The following is a 22,694-nucleotide window of genomic DNA, read 5'->3' as shown; positions in this document are numbered from 1 at the left end:
AAAAGGTTTTGGATTTCTTGACAAAAACAATTTTCTAAATTACTATCATGTATATAAATATTGCAGTGACGGTGAAGGAGAGGAGTAGGCAAAAACAGGCCGCCAGAGAGTATACGCCGTAGGGTGGAAGCGTATTCGGTATCTGTTTTGTCGAAGTCGCTCCGGAGTCGCACGGCTGAACTTGAAGTAAGCCGGCCGGGTGGAATCCGTTATCGTTCCATAGAGTGTCCTGTCAAAAGGGAATTTTGGTGGTACCGCGGAAGAGATCCTTTCGTCCAAAAGTGGCGAAAGGTTTTTTTTTGATACCGGTAAAATCAGGATTGCTGATTTGGATAGGAGGTGTTGTATTGACGGTTTTCTTCAAAGTATTGTCCGTATTGATTGTAGCAGTTGGTGCATTCCTGGTTTACGGGGCCGGCTTTTTGGCCGGAAGAACAAAAACAGACGGAGGTATTGTCAGCCGCCCGAATCATTGTGAAAAAGACGGCAGTTTTTCAGACGATGCCGGAAACGAATATGAGGATTACATTTCACGGAAATCATTATCGTTCAAACAAATGGGATTGCTTTTGATAATGCTGGGAAGCATTTCGGTTTTGATTGCCTTCAGATAATTAATTTTAAAAATTAAAGCAGAATTGAAATATTTATTTCAGGAGGAATGAAAATGAATATGAACGATATTCCGAAAACTTATGTGCCTGGAGAAGTTGAGGAACGCATATACAAATTCTGGATGGAAAAGGATTATTTTCACGCAGAAATTGACAGAAATAAAGAGCCTTTTACAATTGTAATGCCTCCGCCAAACATAACGGGTCATCTGCATATGGGCCATGCGCTGGACAATACGCTTCAGGATATTCTTATCCGTTTTAGAAGAATGCAGGGTTATTGTGCTTTATGGGTTCCAGGAACCGACCATGCAAGCATCGCTACCGAAGTGAAAATTGTTGAAAAGCTGGCTGAAGAAGGCCTGACAAAGGAACAGCTGGGACGTGAAAAATTCCTGGAAAGGGCATGGGCATGGAAGAAACAGTACGGCGGAAGAATTGTGGAGCAGTTGAAAAGACTTGGTTGTTCCTGTGACTGGAAACGGGAACGCTTTACAATGGATGAAAATCTCTCTAAAGCCGTTATAGAAGTATTTGTGAGACTTTATGAAAAGGGCCTTATATACAGAGGGGAAAGAATAATTAACTGGTGTCCCTGCTGCCTGACCACAATATCCGATGCCGAAGTGGAATATGAAGAAAAAGAAGGAAAACTTTGGTATATACGTTATCCTGTAAAGGGCGAAAATGAGTACCTTACCGTTGCCACAACCCGTCCTGAGACAATGCTCGGCGACACAGCCGTTGCAGTGCATCCTGAGGATGAAAGATACAAACGCTTTATAGGAAAAACAGTTATACTTCCTTTGGTAAACCGTGAAATTCCGGTGATTGCCGACGAATATGTGGAAAAGGAATTCGGAACGGGCGTTGTAAAGATCACTCCTGCTCATGACCCGAACGACTTTGAGGTTGGAAGAAGGCATAACCTGCCGGTAATTGATGTTATGAACGATAATGCCACAATGAACGAGAATGCCGGTATTTACAACGGGTTGGACAGGTATGAGGCAAGAAAGAGGATTGTGGCTGACCTGGAAAAATTAGGCCTGCTGGCTGAAGTAAAACCGCACAAACACAATGTCGGAACCTGTTACCGCTGTCATACGGTAATAGAACCAAAAGTGTCAAAGCAGTGGTTTGTTAAGATGAAACCCCTTGCGGAGCCTGCAATTGAAGCAGTAAAAAGCCGAAAGATTAAATTCGTGCCTGAACGCTTTTCGAAAATTTATTTCAACTGGATGGAAAACATTCAGGACTGGTGTATTTCAAGACAGCTTTGGTGGGGTCACCGTATTCCTGCATGGTACTGCAAGGATTGCGACCATATGCAGGTGGCAAGAACGGCGCCTGAAAAATGTGAAAAGTGCGGAAGCACCAACCTGGTACAGGACGAGGACGTTCTTGACACATGGTTCAGCTCGGCTCTTTGGCCTTTTTCCACCCTTGGTTGGCCGGAAAAGACGGAAGATCTGGAATTTTTCTATCCTACGAACGTTCTTGTCACAGGTTATGATATTATTTTCTTCTGGGTTGCACGCATGATTTTCTCCGGTTTGGAGCACATGGGAGATGTTCCGTTCAGGTATGTTCTGATCCATGGCCTCGTACGGGATGCCCTCGGCAGAAAAATGAGCAAATCTCTCGGCAATGGCGTGGATCCGATAGAAGTGATTGAAAATTACGGAACCGATGCGTTAAGGTATGCGTTGACCATCGGTACTTCACCGGGAAATGACATGCGTTTTTCTGAAGAAAAGCTGGAAGCGAGCAGGAATTTTGCCAATAAGATATGGAATGCTTTCCGCTTTGTAATGATGAATTTTGACAGGGAAGTAAATTTTGACAATGTAAAGAAAGAGAATTTTGCGTTGCCCGACAGATGGATACTGAGCAGAGTTAACACGGTAACAAGGGAAGTTACCGAAAACCTCGAGAAGTTTGAGCTTGGAATAGGGCTTCAAAAGATTTATGAATTTATCTGGGAGGAATTCTGCGACTGGTATATAGAACTGGTAAAGCCGAGACTTTTTGACCGCGAAGCCAAGGGCAGGCTTGAAGCCTTGTACGTTCTGAACGAGGTCCTGAAGAATTCAATGAAACTTCTGCATCCGTTTATGCCGTTTATTACCGAAGAAATATACCAGCACCTGTATACCGAGGATGAAAGTATAATGATTTCAAGCTGGCCGGCATACCGGGAGGAGTTAAACGATCCTGATGCGGAAGCCAGGATGAGCACGATAATGGAAGCAATACGCAGCATACGCAATATCAAAGCCGAAATGAAAGTTCCGGTAAACAAAAGACCGAAAGCTATTTTGGTAATGGAAGATCGTGAAATGGAAGCGATTTTCCGTGAAGAAGAGTCAACGTTTATCAGGCTTGCAGGAGTGTCAGCATTTGAAATCTGCAGTGATAAATCGCATGTTCCACATGATGCCGTTTCAAGCGTTATAAAAGGAGTGGAAATATATATTCCGCTGGATGAGCTGCTTGATTTTGAAAAAGAGATGGAACGGCTTCTTAAAGAAAAGGAGAATCTTGAGAAGGAACTTGACAGGGTTAAAGGAAAACTCAGCAACGAGAGTTTTGTATCAAAGGCACCGCAGAAGGTTGTTGACGCCGAAAGGGAAAAACTTGAAAAATACAGCGAACTTTACGATAAAGTGCTTGAAAGGATACAGTTTATAAAAAGCAAAATGCAGTGATGTAAGGTTATAATTACAGCAAATGCTTAAGGCAGCAGGTTATGACATAATCTGCTGCCTTTGGTCATTTTACCGTTTGAAGTAAGGTTAAATTGCATGATATAATTATATTAATGTAAAACAAGTGTATATATTTGGTTTTTGAGGCAGGGAAAAAACGGAATGAGACTTCAGAAAAAAACGAAAATAGCGTTGCTGATGCTGCTGATATCAAGTATTTTGTTTACAGTGGTTCTGATTATTTTTGCGAAACCTGCTGATTACGACAAATCAGCTCAAACAGTTCAGTATGAAGAGCCTGTGCCTGAAATTACTGTTACACCTGAACCCACAGCAGCACCTGAAGAAGAAAATGAAGAGGATCAGGAAAAGACTGAAGAAACCAAAGGCCTTACAAACGGGCAGAGATATTACAAAACGCTTGTTGAGCCGGAAAGCAAAAACATTCTTCTAATCGGACAGGATGCGCTTTACCAGGCGTATGACACAATAATTGTCCTGAGCATAGATGAAAAGAACAAGCAAATGAAATTAATTAATTTTCCAAGGGATGTTTATATAGATTACAGTGATAAAGTGTTGGAAGAACTGAAGAAAGCAAACCCGACACATGCGGCCGATCCGAGCATACAAAAGATGAATGCCGCCCATGCAATTGCCATTGATTTAAAGTACGGGGCGGAGGACGGCAAATTCGGAACATCTGGCAACACAATATACGCGATGAATTTTTGGGCCGATCTGATGGATGAGATTTTTGGAATTGAGATAGATGATTATATTATTATAAAGACAGAAGGTTTCCGTAAAGTTGTTGACCTGTTTGGCGGAGTATGGGTTAATGTGCCCGTATATATGCATTATGAGGACCCGGTGCAAAATCTTTACATACATCTTGAGCCAGGGTACCAACTTCTGAACGGCGCGCAGGCTGAAGGCTTCGTGCGTTTCAGACAAGGGTATACACGGGAAGGGGAGTTTAAAACATACTCGGTTTATTTCAGGCAAAAGAACCAGAATGCGTTTTTAAAGGCGTTTTTCGAACAGCATGTAAATCTTAAGAACCTGTCAAAGGCGGGTGAGTTGTTCGATATAATTTCGAAATACGTTAAAACAAGCGTTAAAGGAAATGAAATTTTCCAGTACGCGAATATAATGCAGAAAGCCATAAGGGGAAAGTATGAACAGATAACCGAAGTGATTGAGTGTTCCTCAAGCAAAAATATAAACGGAATTCTGTATGAAATATTAAAGACAGAAGAATAGTTGATGATAACTGGATTTGGGCTGAAAACGGGGTATTTTAAACCCCGTTTTTTGATATGAAAAAAACAAAAACTTATTAATAACCCTATTGACAACGGCACCGGGGCTGTGCTAATATCTAAAAGTCGCTGCTTGACACTGGTTAAATCAAGAAATAAAGTTGTTATTTTTTGATTTAGAACGGGAAATAATAAATTACAAATAACAACTTCGGTCTTGACAAAGGTCAAACAGCGTGATAAGATAAAGAAGCTGTCGCTGATGATAAAAAGCGGCGGGAAATAAAAGCAAAAATGTCGTAAAGACATTAAAAAATAATTAACATAAAGCACTTGACAAAAGATAAGAGACGTGATAAACTAAGAATTCGCCACGGGGAAGACGGCGAAGGCAAGGACAGCGGAAGTGGCAGAGCCGACGGGTAGTTGGAACCGGACATTGAAAATTGAACAGTGCAAGACGAATCCGTTAAGAACTTTGAGACTCTGTGTAACAGAGCTAGAGGGAAACCATCGGATTAGACGGTAAGAAGTTTAATTTGAGGGTTTGATCCTGGCTCAGGACGAACGCTGGCGGCGTGCCTAACACATGCAAGTCGAACGGGATCCGTGTTACGGAGGTCTTCGGACCGAAGTGGCATGGTGAGAGTGGCGGACGGGCGAGTAACGCGTGAGCAACCTGCCCTATGCTGGGGGATAACACCGGGAAACCGGTGCTAATACCGCATAAGACCACAGTGACGCATGTCACAGTGGTAAAAGCTGAGGCGGCATAGGATGGGCTCGCGTCCGATTAGCTAGTTGGTAGGGTAACGGCCTACCAAGGCGACGATCGGTAGCCGGACTGAGAGGTTGGCCGGCCGCATTGGGACTGAGACACGGCCCAGACTCCTACGGGAGGCAGCAGTGGGGAATATTGCGCAATGGGGGAAACCCTGACGCAGCGACGCCGCGTGGAGGAAGAAGGCCTTTGGGTTGTAAACTCCTTTGATCGGGGACGAAGATGACGGTACCCGAAGAACAAGCCACGGCTAACTACGTGCCAGCAGCCGCGGTAATACGTAGGTGGCGAGCGTTGTCCGGAATTACTGGGTGTAAAGGGCGTGTAGGCGGGGTGCCAAGTCAGGTGTGAAATACCGGGGCTTAACCTCGGGGGTGCATCTGAAACTGGTGCTCTTGAGTGCCGGAGAGGAAAGCGGAATTCCCAGTGTAGCGGTGAAATGCGTAGATATTGGGAGGAACACCAGTGGCGAAGGCGGCTTTCTGGACGGTAACTGACGCTGAGGCGCGAAAGCGTGGGGAGCAAACAGGATTAGATACCCTGGTAGTCCACGCTGTAAACGATGGATACTAGGTGTAGGAGGTATCGACCCCTTCTGTGCCGTAGTTAACACAATAAGTATCCCACCTGGGGAGTACGGCCGCAAGGCTGAAACTCAAAGGAATTGACGGGGGCCCGCACAAGCAGTGGAGCATGTGGTTTAATTCGAAGCAACGCGAAGAACCTTACCAGGGCTTGACATCCCCCTGACGGATGTAGAGATACATCTTCTCCGCAAGGAGCAGGGGAGACAGGTGGTGCATGGTTGTCGTCAGCTCGTGTCGTGAGATGTTGGGTTAAGTCCCGCAACGAGCGCAACCCTTGTCGTTAGTTGCCAGCAGTAAGATGGGCACTCTAACGAGACTGCCGGCGAGAAGTCGGAGGAAGGTGGGGATGACGTCAAATCATCATGCCCCTTATGTCCTGGGCTACACACGTGCTACAATGGCGACTACAGAGGGAAGCAAATCCGCGAGGAGGAGCAAATCCCGAAAGGTCGTCCCAGTTCGGATTGCAGGCTGCAACTCGCCTGCATGAAGCCGGAATTGCTAGTAATGGCAGGTCAGCATACTGCCGTGAATACGTTCCCGGGCCTTGTACACACCGCCCGTCACACCATGAGAGCTGGCAACACCCGAAGCCGGTAGCCTAACCGAGAGGGGGGCGCCGTCGAAGGTGGGGTCAGTGATTGGGGTGAAGTCGTAACAAGGTAGCCGTATCGGAAGGTGCGGCTGGATCACCTCCTTTCTAAGGAGACAGGCTTACTGCTAAAAGCAGTAAAGCCAATCCAGGTCGGTCGGGTTCGTCAATGCACTGTTTAATTTCCAGTGTCCGGTGTTGGATTCATAAAAGGACATTGGGAAATGTAATGATTATTATGATGTGGGGGTATAGCTCAGTTGGGAGAGCACCTGCCTTGCAAGCAGGGGGTCAGGAGTTCGAATCTCCTTATCTCCACCATAATAAAGTAATATATGCCGTACACTGAAAAGACTTCTTTGGTTTGGCATAAGTAATGTGGACGGCTAAACAGAATTAAATCATTACAGTACCTTGAAAACTGTATAATGCTGAAGCTGGTGGTAACGAGCGGAGGTAACGGAGCCTGAGAAGGTGAAGTTACGGAAGCGAGTTACAATTTTTTAGGGAAGACCGCTCACTTAGGGGTTGATTAGACAACCCTGAAGAGAAGGCCGAAGAGGTCAAGCTACTAAGAGCACAGGGTGGATGCCTAGGCACCAGGAGCCGATGAAGGACGTGGTAAGCTGCGAAAAGCTGCGGTGAGGCGCAAACAGCCGTTGACCCGCAGATGTCCGAATGGGGGAACCCACCTGAGGTAAATGCTCAGGTATCCGTACATGAATACATAGTGTACGGAGGGGAGACGCAGGGAACTGAAACATCTAAGTACCTGCAGGAAAAGAAATCAACCGAGATTCCGCGAGTAGTGGCGAGCGAAAGCGGAGGAGGCCAAACCGTATGAGGTAACTCATGCGGGGTTGTGGACTGGCGTAATGATCGCGGAGCATAGCAGAATGAGCGGCTGGAAAGCCGAGACCGTAGAGGGTAACAGTCCCGTATGCGAAATGCGAAGCGACAGGCCAGGATCCGGAGTACCACGAGGCACGAGGAACCTTGTGGGAAGCAGGGGGGACCACCCTCCAAGCCTAAATACTACCTGGTGACCGATAGTGGAGGAGTACCGTGAGGGAAAGGTGAAAAGAACCCCGGGAGGGGAGTGAAAGAGAACCTGAAACCCTGTGTTTACAAGCAGTCGGAGAGCGTTAAAGCTCGACGGCGTACTTTTTGTAGAACGGTCCGGCGAGTTACATTGCAAGGCGAGGTTAAGTACCTTAAGGTACGGAGCCGAAGGGAAACCGAGTCCGAATAGGGCGTATAGTCTTGCGGTGTAGACCCGAAACCGGGTGACCTACCCATGACCAGGTTGAAGCGGGAGTAAAGTCTCGTGGAGGACCGAACCCACTGACGTTGAAAAGTCATGGGATGAGTTGTGGGTAGCGGTGAAATTCCAATCGAACCCGGAGATAGCTGGTTCTCCCCGAAATAGCTTTAGGGCTAGCCTCAGGTTAGTCTATCGGAGGTAAAGCACTGACTGGACTAGGGGCCTTACCGGGTTACCGAATCCTATCAAACTCTGAATGCCGAATAGACGATGCCTGGGAGTCAGACTATGGGGGATAAGCTTCATAGTCGAGAGGGGAACAGCCCAGACCGCCGACTAAGGTCCCAAAATCACAGCTAAGTGGGAAAGGATGTGGGCTTGCTAAGACAACTAGGATGTTGGCTTAGAAGCAGCCATTCATTCAAAGAGTGCGTAACAGCTCACTAGTCGAGTGAGCCTGCGCCGAAAATTTAACGGGGCTAAGCTGTGTACCGAAGTTGCGGATCCAGAGATGGGTGGTAGGGGAGCGTAGTGTACGGGCAGAAGCATGACCGAAAGGACATGTGGACCGTACAGTAGTGAGAATGCCGGAATGAGTAGCGAAAGTGAAGTGAGAATCTTAACCGCCGAAAGTCTAAGGTTTCCTGGGGAAGGCTCGTCCGCCCAGGGTAAGTCGGGACCTAAGCCGAGGCCGGAAGGCGTAGGCGATGGACAACAGGTTGAAATTCCTGTACCACCGTTACCCGATTGAGAGAAGGGGTGACGCAGGGAGATAGAGTGAGCGAGCTGATGGAATAGCTCGTCCAAAGGGAATAGGTAGTCCGGTAGGCAAATCCGCCGGACGTTCCGAAGCCCTGAAGGGGAGGGAAAATAAAGTACCGAAGCACTCGACTCTGCACTGACAAGAAAAGCCTCTATCGAGGGTAAAGGTGCCCGTACCGCAAACCGACACAGGTAGACGAGGAGAGAATCCTAAGGCGAGCGGGAGAAGCGTTGTTAAGGAACTCGGCAAATTGACCCCGTAAGTTCGCGAGAAGGGGTGCTCGAAGGTGAAAGCCGGAGAGCCGCAGAGAAATGGCCCAAGCAACTGTTTACCAAAAACACAGGTCTCTGCCAAATCGAAAGATGAGGTATAGGGGCTGACGCCTGCCCGGTGCTGGAAGGTTACGGGGAACCGTTAGCGGAAACGCGAAGCGGTGAACTTAAGCCCCAGTAAACGGCGGCCGTAACTATAACGGTCCTAAGGTAGCGAAATTCCTTGTCGGGTAAGTTCCGACCCGCACGAATGGCGTAATGACTTGGGCACTGTCTCGACAACGCGCCCGGTGAAATTGTAGTACTCGTGAAGATGCGAGTTACCCGCGACTAGACGGAAAGACCCCATGGAGCTTTACTGTAGCCTGATACTGTATTTCGATATCTCATGTACAGGATAGGAGGGAGGCTGAGAAGCCGGGACGCCAGTTCTGGTGGAGCCGACGGTGGGATACCTCTCTTGAGATATTGAAGTACTAACCAGATACCATGAAACTGGTATTGGGACACTGTCAGGTGGGCAGTTTGACTGGGGCGGTCGCCTCCCAAAGGGTAACGGAGGCGCCCAAAGGTTACCTCAGCACGGTTGGAAATCGTGCGAAGAGTGTAAAGGCATAAGGTAGCCTGACTGTGAGACAGACGTGTCGAGCAGGCACGAAAGTGGGGCTTAGTGATCCGGCGGTAGAGAGTGGAATTGCCGTCGCTCAACGGATAAAAGCTACCCTGGGGATAACAGGCTTATCTCCCCCAAGAGTCCACATCGACGGGGAGGTTTGGCACCTCGATGTCGGCTCATCGCATCCTGGAGCTGAATTCGGTTCCAAGGGTTCGGCTGTTCGCCGATTAAAGCGGTACGCGAGCTGGGTTCAGAACGTCGTGAGACAGTTCGGTCCCTATCTGTCGCGGGCGTAGGATATTTGAAGGGAGCTGTCCCTAGTACGAGAGGACCGGGATGGACGAACCTCTGGTGCACCAGTTGTCACGCCAGTGGCACAGCTGGGTAGCCAAGTTCGGAAGGGATAAACGCTGAAGGCATCTAAGCGTGAAGCCCCCCCTAAGATGAGATATCCCACCGAAAGGGTAAGACCCCATGTAGACTACATGGTAGATAGGCCAGGGGTGTAAGTGCAGCGATGCACTGAGCTGACTGGTACTAATAGGTCGAGGGCTTGACCAAAGAAGGCTTTCCGAGGAAGCCGGCGGTAGGCATTATACAGTTTTGAGGGTACTTATATGTACCTTAAAAATTAAAAATTTCCGGTGACAATGACGGAGAGGAAACACCTGTTCCCATTCCGAACACAGAAGTTAAGCTCTCCAGTGCCGATGATACTTGGGTGGAAACGCCCTGGGAAAGTAGGTCGTTGCCGGAATTTTATTCCTCAATAGCTCAGTCGGTAGAGCATGCGGCTGTTAACCGCAGGGTCGTTGGTTCGAGTCCAACTTGAGGAGCCAGATGAAAGGACGGTTCTTTGGAAACTGAAAGAACCGTCCTTTCATTTTATTTTGCAGGAGTTTATATGCACGAAGTTATCTTTTCGGCAAAGAAGATAAATAAAGATGGTTTTTAATTTGAATTTTTTGTCGTTTATACAAATTTACATGGTTTTAAGTTTTAAGTATGTTTGTTTTTGTGTTGGTACAGAAAAGCAGCGGGTTTGGAATATTCCTTGTTAAAAATAACGCAAAATTTGACGATATTCGATAATGTGGTAAAATACATATATATGTTAAAAGATAAAAGTTTTTATGTTTTCTTTTTAAATGATATGATTTTTATGTACAGGAGTTTTTTTTATGAAAGTGGAATATATAAATCCTTTTATTGAGGCAAGCCAGCAGGTTTTTCAAATGGTTATCGGTGTAAAGCCGAGTTTGAAAAAGGTATATTTAAAAAAATCGCCTTATAACAGTGATTCTGTGGCGGTCATTGTTGGTTTGACCGGAACAATACGGGGGCAGGTTATAATTTCCTTAAGCGTTGAGACGGCGAAAATTATAGCGTCCACAATGATGGGCGGTATGCCGATTGAGGTTTTCGACGATATGGCAAGAAGCGCTATAGCAGAACTGGGAAATATGATAATTGGGAATACTGCTACCATATTGTCGACCAGAGGGATTAATGTCGAAATAACTCCTCCTTCGTTGCTGATGGGGGACAATATAGTTGTTTCGCAGACAAAAATGAACACCATATGTGTGCCTCTGGATTTGGGCGACAGCAGAAGTGTGGATATTGATGTATCCATTGAGGAATAACGGTATTAAAAAGATGTCGCTGATCTGTCTTTTTAAGTACTTATAATTTAAAATCCGAGGTGTAGTGAAAAATATATGCAACTGAATATAGTACTTGTTGAACCTGAAATTCCCCAGAATACAGGAAACATTGCCCGTACCTGTGCTGCGGTAGGGGCTGTGCTTCATCTTGTAGAACCTCTGGGTTTTTCTGTTTCGGACAAATATCTGAAAAGAGCAGGTCTTGATTATTGGGACAAAGTGGATATACGCTACTACAAGAATTTTGAATCGTTGAAATCGCAGTATCCCGATTTTCCCTTTTATTACGTGTCGACGAAAGGAAGTATAGTTTATTCGGATGTGTCGTATCCTGATGAGTGTTTCTTTGTATTCGGAAAAGAAACCAAAGGATTGCCTGAAAGCCTTTTAATCGAGAATTATAATTTATGCATACGCATTCCGATGCGTCCGACGATACGTTCGTTGAATTTGTCAAATTCTGTCGCTATAGTGACATATGAATTCTTACGCCAGAAGAATTTTTGTAATCTGCAACTGAAAGGACATATTCCGACAAAAAGTGATTAGATAAGATAAATGATTTTTGCAAGCACAAAAGTAAATTTCCAAGGGTTTTCAAGGAGGTTTGTTATGGTAAAACGAATAGGGCTCATGACAAGCGGTGGAGATTGCCCTGGTCTGAATACCGCTATAAGAGCTGTCGTAAAGTCGGCAATAAATAATTACGGATATGAAGTTATTGGTTTCAGGGATGGTTATCGCGGGCTTGTAGAAAACAGGTTTGTGAAAATGAAACTGTCTGATGTATCGGGAATACTGGATAAAGGAGGAACAATTCTCGGTACCACTAACAGATATAATCCCTTTGCAGTTACCGTTGACAAGGACGGGGAAAAGACTGTAAAGGACATGAGCGACAGAATAGTCGATACACTTAAGATGCACGATATTGACTGCCTTGTTGTTATCGGCGGCGACGCAACGATAAATTATGCAAACAGGCTTATTGAGGAAAAAGGGATTAATGTTGTGGCAATTCCGAAAACCATTGAAAATGACATATATGGGACCGATATGTCGTTTGGTTTTATGACTGCTGTCAATACAGCTACATATGCAATTGACAAATTGCATTCCACTGCCGAATCCCATCACAGAGTTATGATACTTGAAGTTATGGGAAGATTTGCCGGATGGGTTGCCCTTGAGGCAGGAATTGCCGGCGGTGCTGATGTTATACTAATACCCGAAATTCCATATGATATTAACAAAGTGGCAAGGGCTATTTTTGAGCGCAGAAACAAGGGTAAGAGCTTCAGCATAATTGTAATGTCTGCAGGCGCAAAACCCGAGGGCGGCATAACCGAACCCGTAAATAACGGAAATGGAAACGGGAACTATACGATGCCATATGAAGGTACCAGCGCTTTTTTGGCCAGAGAACTGGAAAAACTGACGTCCCTGGAATGTCGTATTACCGTTTTGGGTTATCTGCAGCGCGGCGGTGAACCGTCACCCTATGACAGAATTCTTGCCACAAGGTTTGGGGCATCAGCGGTTAACATTATCAATAAAGGCGAATTTAACAGGATGGTATGCGTTGATCACGAACAGATTAATTCCATTCCCATAAAAGAGATTGCAGGGAAGGTAAGAAAAGTACCTGTTAACAGCGAATTAATTCAGATTGCCAGATATATGGGCGTTTCTTTTGGTGATTAACAGGCAAAAACAACAGATGAGAGGTGTTATTCCTGAGAATTCAGGACCGGTTATGGAATGGAAAGAAATAGAAATTACTGACATTGATGTTTTTAACAAGGCGTTTGGAAACATCAGGTCGCAGGCTTCGGAAATGTCCTTCGCCAACATGTTCATGTGGCGTAAAAGCTACAATAGTCAGTTCAGTATCATAAACAATATGCTCTGCATGGTTGCCAATCCGAGAAAGTACAGACCTTTTGCCTTTTGCCCGATACCTTTGGAGGATTTCAATCCCGAAGCCTTTGAAGATACCGTTTACAAACTGAAAGAGTATTTTGATTCCCGAGGATGGAAATTATTCTTTGCCCGTGTGGAAGAACGAATGGTTGACAATTTTAAAAATTGCCTGAAGGTGGATCTTGAAATAAAGAGGATGGATGCGGTTTCTGACTATGTTTACGATACCGAAAGCCTGATTACTCTTTCAGGGAAAAAATTAAGCGCGAAAAGGAACCATATAAACAGATTTTTCCGTGAATACGGCGATTTTGAATATGTGGAATTGAGCAAGGAATATTTTTCAGAATGCGAAAGGATTTTTGACGAATGGTGCAAAGATAATGACGCCTGTGTATGCGAGGTTCCTGAAGAATGTGAAAAATGGGCGTGTTCCCAGTTGTTTGAATACTGGGACAGAATACCCGGGCTGAAAGGCGCACTTATAAAGGTAAACGGAAGGTTTGAGGCTTTTACGATAGGTGAGATGCTGAACGACGATACTGCGGTAATCCATATCGAGAAGGGAAATGCAGACATTCATGGTATTTATGCGTTAATAAACAGGGAGTTTGTTGCAAGGACTTTTCCGCATACAAAATATATCAACCGCGAAGAGGACATGGGTATTGAGGGGTTGAGGAAGGCAAAACAGTCTTATCATCCGTCAAAAATGATTTGGAAGTATAATATTTATCCTGATTTTAAGTAGAAAACAGTGGTAAATTCTGTGCAACCTGGTTATTGACAAGTCGTCTGCCCATTTTGTAGTATAAAAAGGTAATCGGAAAAAATTATCAAAGTCACCTCAAGAAAGAGGTGGCTTACGTGTTTGGTTCCAAAATACGGGAATACCTTTAAATGTGCTGATTTGGAGGTAAACATGTTAAATCGGCCCAAAGTTGCGATAGTAATGGGAAGTGATTCCGATTTTCCCATTATTGAGAAATCTTTAAAAATTCTCGATGAATTTGGCATTGAAACAAAGGTAACGGTCACCTCGGCACATAGGACACCGGAAATTACGGCGCAGTTTGCAAAAGAGGCGGAAGAAAAAGGCTTTGAGGTAATTATTGCAGCTGCCGGAAAGGCAGCTCATCTGCCCGGAGTTATTGCGGCGTATACAACTTTGCCGGTAATCGGCCTTCCAATTCAGTCTTCAGCACTTGACGGGCTTGATGCTCTTTTGTCGATTGTTCAGATGCCGGCTGGTGTTCCGGTAGCCACTGTGGCAATAAACGGAAGTGAAAATGCGGCACTTCTTGCTGTTCAAATCCTTAGTGTGAAATACCCTGAGCTGAGGGAAAAGATGAGACTATACAGGGAAAAGATGAAGGAAACGGTGATTGAGAAAAACAGCAAATTACAGGAAAAATTAAATGCCGGTAGGTTTGTGTAGGCGGTTGCCTTTATCGCATAAAATTTTCAATGTTAAATGGAGGATTAAAATGGCTGATTACAAAGACGCCGGTGTTGACATACATGCCGGGTACAGGGCTGTTGAGCTGATGAAAAAGCATATAGCCAGAACAATGCGCCCGGAGGTATTGACCGATATAGGAGGTTTTGGTGGGCTATTTTCCCTTGAGAACATTAATATCAAAAAACCTGTACTTGTTTCAGGAACCGATGGCGTGGGTACCAAACTGAAACTTGCGTTTGCGCTGGACAGACACGATACTGTAGGCATTGACTGTGTGGCGATGTGTGTAAACGATGTAATCTGCAGTGGTGCCCGGCCATTATTTTTTTTGGACTATATTGCGACGGGAAAGCTTGATCCGTTTAAAGTTGAGACCATTGTAAAAGGAATATCCGACGGCTGCGTGGCGGCGGGCTGTGCGTTAATCGGCGGTGAGACCGCCGAAATGCCGGGTTTTTATCCCGAAAATGAATATGATCTTGCCGGTTTCTGCGTGGGGATAGCGGATAAGGATGAGATTATTGACGGAAGCACGGTAAAAAGCGGCGATAAACTGATCGGAATAGCGTCGTCGGGCGTTCACAGTAATGGTTTTTCCCTTGTCAGGAAAATATTTTCCGAGGACAGGCATGAGCTGGAAAAATATTTTTCCGAATTAAACTCAACTCTGGGAGATGCACTTCTTACTCCGACAAAGATTTATGTCAAAACCGTCTTAAGTCTTGTTGAAAAATATAGAATTAAAGGAATAGCCCATATTACAGGCGGAGGTTTTATTGAAAACATACCGAGAATGATTCCCGGCGGCCTTAAAGCCGTAATTCATAAAGGCACATGGCCTGTACTGCCTGTATTTAAACTCATTTCAGAAATGGGAAATATTGGAGAAACAGACATGTTCAATACGTTTAACATGGGAATTGGAATGGTTCTGGCGGTTGATAATGATCAGGCCGGGGAGATTATAAGCTTTATTGGTGAACTTGGGGAAAAGGCGTATTTAATCGGAGAAATAACTGAAGGCGAAGGTAGAATAGAGATATGCTGAGAATAGGTGTAATGGTTTCGGGCGGCGGTACCAACCTGCAGGCTATTTTGGACAGGATTGAAGACGGCACGCTTAAGAATTGCAGCGTGGTCACGGTTGTGTCGAGCAACAGCGAAGCTTTAGCGATTGAACGGGCTAAAAGGAAAAATATCCCGGTTGCCGTTATATCCCGAAAGAGTTTTGACAATGAAGAGGATTATAACCAGGCGCTTATTGCCCATATGAAGAAGTATGGTGTGGAACTGGTGGTTCTGGCCGGATTTTTAAGCCGGCTCGGAGAAAGCTTTATCAATGAATACAAGAATGCGATTATTAATGTTCACCCGTCACTTATTCCCGCATTCTGCGGAAAAGGCTACTACGGTATTATACCGCACCGGAAGGCTCTGGAATACGGGGTTAAGATAACGGGCGCTACAGTGCACTTTGTCGAGCCTGAATATGATTCAGGGCCGATTATTTTACAAAAGGCGGTGGAAGTGTTACCCGATGATACGCCGGAAACATTGCAAAAACGGGTAATGGAACAGGCTGAATGGATAATCCTTCCTGAAGCTATTCGCCTGTTCTCGGAAGGAAAGCTGGAAATTAATGGAAGAAAGGTAATCATCAGGGATACCGATTCAGAGTAAACGAGTTGGGATAAATTTTTATTAATTTACAGGAGTGATAATAAATGATAAAAAGGGCATTGATAAGCGTATCGGATAAAAGGGGAATAGTGGACTTTGCAAAAGAACTGGAAACGCTCGGTATCGGAATCATATCCACCGGTGGCACAGCTGAGCTGCTTCAGAAAAACGGTATTAAGGTTACGGGAATTTCGGAAATCACGGGTTTTCCCGAATGCCTTGACGGAAGGGTTAAAACCCTCCATCCCAAAGTTCATGCGGGACTTCTTGCAATGAGGGATAACCCGGAACATATGAAAGAGCTTAGTGAACTTGGAATAGAGCCAATAGACATGGTGGTTGTGAACCTTTACCCGTTTAAGCAGACCATCCTGAAAGAAGGCGTTACGCTGGAGGAAGCAATTGAAAATATAGATATAGGCGGGCCTACGATGCTTCGTGCGGCTGCGAAAAATTACCGGGATGTGGTTGTGATTGTAGATCCGCGGGATTACGGGCCCGTTCTTGAAGAAATTCGCAAGACAGGAGATGTTTCCGCCAAAACCCGGCTTTATTTATGCTATAAGGTTTTTGAGCATACGAGCCATTATGATGCATTAATTCAGCAATATATGCGCTCTCAGCTGGATGAAGAGTTCTTCCCGGAAACCCTTACCCTGACTTTTGAAAAGGTCCAGGATATGAGATATGGTGAAAATCCTCATCAGAAAGCCGTTTTTTACAGGGAAGTGGGTAATATATCCGGCTGGCTGACTCAGGCGGAACAACTGCATGGTAAGGAACTGTCCTTTAACAATATAAACGATGCAAACGGTGCGCTTGAACTTCTGAAAGAATTTGATGAGCCTGCGGTTGTGGCGGTAAAACACGCGAATCCCTGCGGCGTGGGTACCGGCTCTGACATATATGAGGCGTTTATGAATGCCTATGAAGCCGACAAGGTTTCGATTTTCGGCGGAATTGTTGCGGCTAACCGGGAAATAGACTCAAAAACGGCTGAAGAAATGAGTAAAATATTCCTTGAAATCGTCGTGGCACCTTCATTTTCACCTGAAGCCCTTGAAATATTGAAAAAGAAAAAGAATCTGAGAATTTTAAGTCTTCCCGCAATAGCGGAAAAATCCGTAAAAGGCTATGACATGAAGAAAGTAGGGGGAGGCCTGCTTCTTCAGGAAAAGGATGATATTGTGTACGATGAGTCGGATATTAAGGTGGTAACAAAAAGGAAACCGACGGAAGAAGAACTGAGAACGATGAAATTCGCAATGAAGGTTGTAAAGCATGTCAAATCCAATGCAATAGTTCTGGCAATACCGAACAGGACAATAGGCATAGGCTGCGGTCAAATGAACCGCATTACTGCAGCAAGGATAGCCATTGAAGCGGGAGGGGACCTGTGCAAAGGAGCTGTTATGGCTTCGGACGCCTTTTTCCCGTTCCCGGACTGTGTGGAAGCGGCGTATAAGGCCGGGGTTACCGCCATTATACAACCAGGTGGTTCAATAAGGGATCAGGAATCGATTGATGCGTGCGACAAATACGGAATCGCAATGGTGTTTACCGGCGTACGCCATTTCAAGCACTGATTGATGAAATAAGGCGGGGTTAATCCCCGCTGTTTTATAAACTTGGAATCCGGAGGGACAATATGAAGGTACTGGTGATAGGTTCAGGAGGCCGCGAGCATGCAATTGTCTGGAAAATTTCCCAAAGCAGAAGGGTGGAGAAAGTCTTTTGTGCGCCTGGAAACGGCGGAATCAGTGAATACGCGGATTGTTTGGATATTGGTGTGCTTGACACCGAAGCCATTGTAAAAGCCTGCAAGGAAAAAAATATAGATCTTGTGGTTGTTGCTCCCGATGATCCTTTGGCAATTGGGATGGTTAACGAACTGGCAAAGGCAGGAATTCGCGCTTTCGGTCCGACACGTGAAGCGGCGCTGATAGAATCCAGCAAAAGCTTTGCAAAAAACCTTATGAAAAAATACGGCATACCCACTGCGGAATTTGAAGCATTCAGCGATATGGATAAAGCGCTGGAATATATTAAGCACAGAAAGTATCCCATTGTTGTGAAAGCCGACGGCCTGGCTCTGGGAAAAGGTGTAATTATATGCAATACCGAAGAAGAAGCGCGGGAAGCCGTTATAAGCATGATGGAAGGAAAGAAATTCGGAAATGCCGGAAAAACGGTTGTCATTGAGGAATTTTTGACAGGCCGTGAAGTTTCGGTGCTGTCATTTACCGACGGCAAAACAATTATACCTATGGTCAGCGCACAGGACCATAAACGGGTGTTTGACGGCGATAAAGGTCCCAACACCGGAGGTATGGGCGCATTTTCACCCAGTCCTTTTTACACCGAAGAAATTGCGGAAGTTTGCATGAACAGAATTTTCCGGCCCACAATTGAAGCTATGAACAGGGAAGGCCGGACGTTTAAGGGAGTTTTGTATTTCGGCCTTATAATTACCGAACAGGGCCCTAAAGTTCTTGAATACAATGCCCGTTTTGGGGATCCCGAGACACAGGTGGTACTGCCAAGGTTAAAGAATGATTTGCTTGACGTGATTGACGCGGTAATTGACGAAAGGCTTGATCAAATTAACATAGAATGGGACGATTTGGCTTCCCTTTGCGTAATAATGGCATCGGAAGGCTATCCCAAAGAATACCGTAAGGGATTGAAAATTACCGGTCTGGAATCGGTCAGAAATGACAAGGATATAATAATTTTCCATGCCGGTACGAAAAAAGTCGGCAGCGAATATTACACCAGCGGTGGCAGGGTTCTGGGCATAACAGCCCTTGGCAGGGACCTGAAAGAGGCAAGGAATAAGGCATATAATGCAGTAAGCCAAATTCATTTTGACGGCGCACATTACCGCAGGGATATTGGGGACATTTAACCATACTGTTTTATTCCTGTTTTTGAGAAAGCTTTGATTCCAGTTCCCGGATATTTGAATTTACAAGATTTGTCCGTATTATGACAAGTACCGAATCCTGGTTGTATACCGCGCTGCAAAGATCATTTATCGATAGCTCAAGCATCTGGAAAATATGGTTTTGGTTGTCTTCAGCACCTGCTTTGAGTTTGGCAAATTCCTGCTGAAGCTGATTTGCAAGTTCCTGGGCTTTTGCCCAGTCATTTTGCTTTACCGAAAAATGAATACCTGTAACTCCGCTTGTTATGCGGGGCAATTCGGCCGGAATATCGGTTTTGTAATAGCTGTAAAAATCGGCGAGAACCTGTGATAACTCAAAAGCCGAATTCTGGGCCGCCATTATGTTTTTCGCACTTACGTTCTGCGACAATGCTGCAAGGGCTTTATTGAAGTTTTCAATCTGGGTCTGGGAGACCCCTTTTTTTATAAGTTCAGGTTGTAAATTATTCCAGGTAAAATGCATTCCGTCGGTTAATACCTTAATCATTTTCCAGTTGTCGTCATGCCACTGAGGAATGCCGAACAGGCTGTCTTCGTACTGGAATGACTTATTCTCCTCGGATTCGGGTTTTTGTGAATCAACTTTTTCACCGGAGTTCTCCTTCTCTATGTTCTGTTCGGTTGCTTTTTCCTGACCGCCCTTGTCTTTTTCAGATGAACTGTCGTTCCCTTTTTCCTGTTGCATTTCTTCACCTTGTCCTTCTTCATTTTTTTTCCCGTTTTCCTTCGTATTGTCCTGTTCTTCTCCCTGAGCGTTTTCCTCGCCCTGTTTTTCACTTTTGCTGCCTTCCTTTTGCTGCTGTTCGCCTTTTTCGGTTCCGCCGCTGGGCAGAATTTGTTCTTTGTCATAAGTTCCGGTCGTATATTTCTGTGTTGTTTCCAGAAGCATCTGAAGCTGTTCGTTTTTCATCTGTTCGATGCTGTCTCGACCGCTGAACATGGGACCGCCAAGGAGGGTTATAATCTGTTCCAGCTCATTTGACGCCTTGTACATTGTGTTGGGTATTTTCTCCATATTTTTCTGCTGATCTGACTGCTCCTTGTCAGGGCATGCTGTAAGGGTAAGCAGCATTATAAATCCCAAGAATATTACGGCGGCTTTTTTAAGCATTGTTTTCACCCCGGTGCTACATCTGTGTTTTTTCATGTTTCAGATATTTATTTTAAGCTTATTGTTAAATTCTTATACAGAATAAAAAACAGAAAATGAAGATTTTGACTTGAATTATTAATTGAATTTTGGGCAAAACAAGACTTGAAAGGTGAGTGATACAATGCTTCTGACGATTGCGGTAATTCTTTTTGCCTTATGGCTGCTGGGAGTTTTAACATCCTTCACGCTGGGAGGATTAATCCATATTCTTCTTGTGATTGCGGTTATTACCGTTCTTGTTCGGATTATCAGGGGCAAAAGGATTTTTGACGACTAAAGGGCTTGTAACCAAGCCCTTTAGTAGCTTTTATACGCCGGTATGGATATCAGGCAGATTCTATATTTTAAGCTGGCTAATTACTTTTTTCAGGGTATCGGCCGATTTGCAAAGCAATTGTTTTTCTTCGTCAGAAAGAGGGACCTCAAGGACGCGTTTAACGCCGTTTCTGTCAATTACCGAGGGTACGCTGAGGCAAACGTCGTAAAGTCCGTACTGACCGTTCAGCATACTTGATACGGTCAAGATGGAATGCTCATCGCGCATAATTGCTTCAACAATTCTTCTGACAGCCAAAGCCACGGCATAATAAGTTGCGCCTTTTCTTTTAATAATTTCATATGCGGCATTTTTTACATTTTCAAAAATTTCCAGTTTGCTGCGCCCTTCCTGGCACGAACTGCACGCTTTGCAGTACTCGTCCATCGGCATGCCTGCTATTGTGGTAAGGCTCCACGCAGCAAGCTCAGTATCGCCGTGTTCACCCAATATATAACCGTGCACGTTTCGCACATCCACACCCACATGTTCTCCAATCAGATAACGGAAACGGGCTGTGTCCAGTACCGTTCCCGAGCCTATTACCTTTTCTGCCGGCCAGCCCGATATTTTTGCGGTTACGTAGGTAAGTATGTCTACGGGATTTGTTACGACCAGGATGATGGTATTTTCAGGGGTGGTGTATTTGATTATCTCGGATACGATGTTTTTAAAAATGGCGGTATTTTTCTGAACCAGATCAAGCCTTGTTTCGCCTTCTTTCTGGTTTGCGCCCGCCGAAATGATTATTATGTCCGAATCCTGAATGTCCTTGTAAGTTCCATGGTAGATCCTTACAGGCTTGGTAAAGGGCATGCCATGGTTCAGGTCCATTACCTCGCCTTCGGCCTTGTCCTTGTTTACATCTATGATTACCATTTCAGAGAACAGTCCGCTCTGCATCAGGGTGAAAGCTGTAGTCGACCCCACAAAACCCGCACCGATAATTGCCACTTTCTGTATGTCTTTTTTCATTGTTTTTCCTCCTTTCAAACGGGGGTGGTTAATTCTATAACAATCTTATACAATATATTCCCCCAGGTTGAAAGGATTAAACCTATGTACTATGTAGTTTCCCTCAAAATCAGTTCTGCGTCTATTATTGTGTCGTTCTCGGCCTTTTCACCCTTTAGCACCTTATGGAGTACTTTTACCGCAATTCTGCCGAGTTCCTCCATCCTGCTGTCTATTGTGGAGAGCGCCGGAGTACAGCAAACTGAAAGTACCGAATTATTAAATCCTATTACGCTTACATCCTCAGGTACGCGAATATTATTGGCAATCAGGCATTTTAACGCGCCTATCGCCGTTAAATCCTCGCTGGTTACAACCGCATCAAAGTCAAAACCGCTGTCCAAAAGTTCTTTAACTTTGGAATAGGCAGGCTCAAGCCCGGGCTTTACGAGAAAAATTTCCGAATTGACATTAAACCTGGACACAGCGTTTTTGAAGCCGAGAAGTTTCTGATTTGCGCTGAATGTCTCGGCATCATAAAGATACAGAAAGTTTTTCCTGCCTTTTGAAACCAGATACTCCACACTTGTTTCGAGGGCCTTTTTGTCATCGCAGCGTACCGAATAGATATTGGGGTGTTCATACAAACCGTTGATAATTATAATCGGAATATCCTTTGATATCTGTTCAATCGGTTTGTCAAGAACGGGATCCTTAAACGGCGATCCCACAAGAATAATTGAGTCGACTTTTTTCTCCACAAGCATTCTCAGATATTTTAATTTCTGTTCATTGTCATAGCCGGTGTTGCAAAGAATGGTGTTAAATTCAAGAGCAGAAAGGGACTGTTCTATACTGTGGGCCACGTTGGCATAGTACAGGTTGCGTATGTCGATGGTGACTATTCCTATGGTTTTCAGTGAGTTTGTCACCATGCCTCGGGCGATGGCGCTGGGAATATAATTATATTTTTTTAAAACAGCTTCAACCTTTTGCCTTGTTATATCCCTTACCTTAGCGCTGTCATTTAAAACTCTTGAAACAGTAGCAATCGAAACATTTGCTTCCCTTGCAATATCGTATATGTTCAACGCCGATCTCTCCTGTTAAATTTATTTTTTATCTTT

16 protein-coding genes, 2 tRNA genes, 3 rRNA genes and 1 other annotated feature are annotated in these 22,694 nt (G+C 44.9%); of the genes, 18 read left to right on the top strand and 3 right to left on the bottom strand.

The annotated features are described in order from the left end of the window. Window positions 1-62: 62 nt before the first annotated feature. Window positions 63-282, top strand: a binding site (T-box leader). A gap of 65 nt (window positions 283-347) precedes the next feature. The 17 genes from CST_RS09995 to purD all read left to right on the top strand — a co-directional run bounded on the left by CST_RS09995 (window position 348) and on the right by purD (window position 19,105). Then, window positions 348-614 (top strand): hypothetical protein, encoded by a 267-nt coding sequence (locus tag CST_RS09995; protein ID WP_015485100.1) that lies wholly within the window; start codon window positions 348-350, stop codon window positions 612-614. Between the two features lie 53 nt (window positions 615-667). Continuing rightward, a complete protein-coding gene (locus CST_RS09990; protein ID WP_015485099.1) occupies window positions 668-3,325 on the top strand; it encodes a valine--tRNA ligase in 2,658 nt (885 codons plus the stop codon). Window positions 3,326-3,487: 162 nt separating this feature from the next. Next, on the top strand, window positions 3,488-4,591 hold the full coding sequence (locus tag CST_RS09985) for an LCP family protein (RefSeq protein ID WP_015485098.1): 1,104 nt from the start codon (window positions 3,488-3,490) through the stop codon (window positions 4,589-4,591). A 534-nt stretch (window positions 4,592-5,125) separates the two neighbouring features. Further along, a 16S ribosomal RNA gene (locus tag CST_RS09980) occupies window positions 5,126-6,658 on the top strand. Window positions 6,659-6,795: 137 nt separating this feature from the next. Further along, window positions 6,796-6,871 (top strand) — tRNA-Ala (locus tag CST_RS09975). A 240-nt stretch (window positions 6,872-7,111) separates the two neighbouring features. After that, window positions 7,112-10,026: ribosomal RNA gene (locus tag CST_RS09970) — 23S ribosomal RNA — on the top strand. Window positions 10,027-10,105: 79 nt separating this feature from the next. Then, window positions 10,106-10,222, top strand: a 5S ribosomal RNA gene (gene rrf, locus CST_RS09965). Together the 16S, 23S and 5S rRNA genes with 2 tRNA genes alongside form the textbook arrangement of a ribosomal RNA operon. A gap of 6 nt (window positions 10,223-10,228) precedes the next feature. Beyond that, window positions 10,229-10,304: transfer RNA gene (locus CST_RS09960), tRNA-Asn, on the top strand. 342 nt (window positions 10,305-10,646) lie between these two features. Then, entirely contained in the window at window positions 10,647-11,111 is a 465-nt protein-coding gene (locus CST_RS09955) for a chemotaxis protein CheX (protein WP_015359779.1), read from the top strand. 75 nt (window positions 11,112-11,186) lie between these two features. Further along, window positions 11,187-11,681: a tRNA (uridine(34)/cytosine(34)/5-carboxymethylaminomethyluridine(34)-2'-O)-methyltransferase TrmL gene (gene trmL / locus CST_RS09950; RefSeq protein WP_015359778.1), complete on the top strand. Its 495-nt coding sequence runs from the start codon at window positions 11,187-11,189 to the stop codon at window positions 11,679-11,681. A gap of 63 nt (window positions 11,682-11,744) precedes the next feature. Further along, window positions 11,745-12,836, top strand: coding sequence for a 6-phosphofructokinase (locus tag CST_RS09945; protein WP_015359777.1), 1,092 nt, complete (start codon window positions 11,745-11,747; stop codon window positions 12,834-12,836). A 52-nt stretch (window positions 12,837-12,888) separates the two neighbouring features. Next, complete coding sequence (locus CST_RS09940) at window positions 12,889-13,806, top strand: DUF2156 domain-containing protein (protein ID WP_015359776.1); 918 nt, start codon at window positions 12,889-12,891, stop codon at window positions 13,804-13,806. A 171-nt stretch (window positions 13,807-13,977) separates the two neighbouring features. After that, on the top strand, window positions 13,978-14,493 hold the full coding sequence (gene purE, locus CST_RS09935; protein WP_015359775.1) for a 5-(carboxyamino)imidazole ribonucleotide mutase: 516 nt from the start codon (window positions 13,978-13,980) through the stop codon (window positions 14,491-14,493). 49 nt (window positions 14,494-14,542) lie between these two features. Beyond that, window positions 14,543-15,565 carry a phosphoribosylformylglycinamidine cyclo-ligase gene (purM, locus tag CST_RS09930; protein WP_015485096.1) on the top strand — a complete coding sequence of 341 codons (1,023 nt, stop codon included), beginning with the start codon at window positions 14,543-14,545 and terminating at the stop codon, window positions 15,563-15,565. Further along, the gene (gene purN, locus CST_RS09925; protein WP_015359773.1) at window positions 15,559-16,197 is read left to right on the top strand and encodes a phosphoribosylglycinamide formyltransferase; all 639 of its coding nucleotides are present in this window, start codon (window positions 15,559-15,561) and stop codon (window positions 16,195-16,197) included. Before purM ends, purN begins: the two co-directional genes overlap by 7 nt. A gap of 44 nt (window positions 16,198-16,241) precedes the next feature. Further along, complete coding sequence (purH, locus tag CST_RS09920) at window positions 16,242-17,783, top strand: bifunctional phosphoribosylaminoimidazolecarboxamide formyltransferase/IMP cyclohydrolase (RefSeq protein ID WP_015359772.1); 1,542 nt, start codon at window positions 16,242-16,244, stop codon at window positions 17,781-17,783. 62 nt (window positions 17,784-17,845) lie between these two features. Next, window positions 17,846-19,105, top strand: coding sequence for a phosphoribosylamine--glycine ligase (gene purD, locus CST_RS09915; RefSeq protein WP_015359771.1), 1,260 nt, complete (start codon window positions 17,846-17,848; stop codon window positions 19,103-19,105). Window positions 19,106-19,115: 10 nt separating this feature from the next. Here the strand turns inward: purD and CST_RS09910 are convergent, their stop codons facing one another. Then, window positions 19,116-20,255 (bottom strand): hypothetical protein, encoded by a 1,140-nt coding sequence (locus tag CST_RS09910; protein WP_015359770.1) that lies wholly within the window; start codon window positions 20,253-20,255, stop codon window positions 19,116-19,118. 163 nt (window positions 20,256-20,418) lie between these two features. Here CST_RS09910 and CST_RS13445 point away from each other — a divergent pair, with 163 nt between their 5' ends. Further along, entirely contained in the window at window positions 20,419-20,574 is a 156-nt protein-coding gene (locus CST_RS13445; protein WP_015485094.1) for a lmo0937 family membrane protein, read from the top strand. A 60-nt stretch (window positions 20,575-20,634) separates the two neighbouring features. On the opposite strand, the gene CST_RS09905 is transcribed toward CST_RS13445, so the two are convergent. Both CST_RS09905 and CST_RS09900 read right to left on the bottom strand, forming a co-directional pair. Then, window positions 20,635-21,588: an L-lactate dehydrogenase gene (locus CST_RS09905; RefSeq protein ID WP_015359768.1), complete on the bottom strand. Its 954-nt coding sequence runs from the start codon at window positions 21,586-21,588 to the stop codon at window positions 20,635-20,637. 89 nt (window positions 21,589-21,677) lie between these two features. Then, window positions 21,678-22,658 (bottom strand): LacI family DNA-binding transcriptional regulator, encoded by a 981-nt coding sequence (locus CST_RS09900; protein ID WP_015359767.1) that lies wholly within the window; start codon window positions 22,656-22,658, stop codon window positions 21,678-21,680. Window positions 22,659-22,694: the final 36 nt, after the last annotated feature.

It is taken from the genome of Thermoclostridium stercorarium subsp. stercorarium DSM 8532, assembly GCF_000331995.1.
Lineage (GTDB): Bacteria > Bacillota > Clostridia > DSM-8532 > DSM-8532 > Thermoclostridium > Thermoclostridium stercorarium.
Note: the sequence above shows the minus strand (reverse complement) of the source record. Positions and strands in the feature narration are given on the sequence as shown.

Coding starts and splice junctions, on each gene's coding strand:
- CST_RS09905 (WP_015359768.1), bottom strand. CDS start 21,588: ATGAAAAAAGACATACAGAAAGTGGCAATTATCGGTGCGGGTTTTGTG.
- CST_RS09990 (WP_015485099.1), top strand. CDS start 668: ATGAATATGAACGATATTCCGAAAACTTATGTGCCTGGAGAAGTTGAG.
- purN (WP_015359773.1), top strand. CDS start 15,559: ATGCTGAGAATAGGTGTAATGGTTTCGGGCGGCGGTACCAACCTGCAG.
- CST_RS13445 (WP_015485094.1), top strand. CDS start 20,419: ATGCTTCTGACGATTGCGGTAATTCTTTTTGCCTTATGGCTGCTGGGA.
- purE (WP_015359775.1), top strand. CDS start 13,978: ATGTTAAATCGGCCCAAAGTTGCGATAGTAATGGGAAGTGATTCCGAT.
- CST_RS09940 (WP_015359776.1), top strand. CDS start 12,889: ATGGAATGGAAAGAAATAGAAATTACTGACATTGATGTTTTTAACAAG.
- CST_RS09955 (WP_015359779.1), top strand. CDS start 10,647: ATGAAAGTGGAATATATAAATCCTTTTATTGAGGCAAGCCAGCAGGTT.
- purH (WP_015359772.1), top strand. CDS start 16,242: ATGATAAAAAGGGCATTGATAAGCGTATCGGATAAAAGGGGAATAGTG.
- CST_RS09910 (WP_015359770.1), bottom strand. CDS start 20,255: ATGCTTAAAAAAGCCGCCGTAATATTCTTGGGATTTATAATGCTGCTT.
- CST_RS09985 (WP_015485098.1), top strand. CDS start 3,488: ATGAGACTTCAGAAAAAAACGAAAATAGCGTTGCTGATGCTGCTGATA.
- purM (WP_015485096.1), top strand. CDS start 14,543: ATGGCTGATTACAAAGACGCCGGTGTTGACATACATGCCGGGTACAGG.
- purD (WP_015359771.1), top strand. CDS start 17,846: ATGAAGGTACTGGTGATAGGTTCAGGAGGCCGCGAGCATGCAATTGTC.
- CST_RS09945 (WP_015359777.1), top strand. CDS start 11,745: ATGGTAAAACGAATAGGGCTCATGACAAGCGGTGGAGATTGCCCTGGT.
- trmL (WP_015359778.1), top strand. CDS start 11,187: ATGCAACTGAATATAGTACTTGTTGAACCTGAAATTCCCCAGAATACA.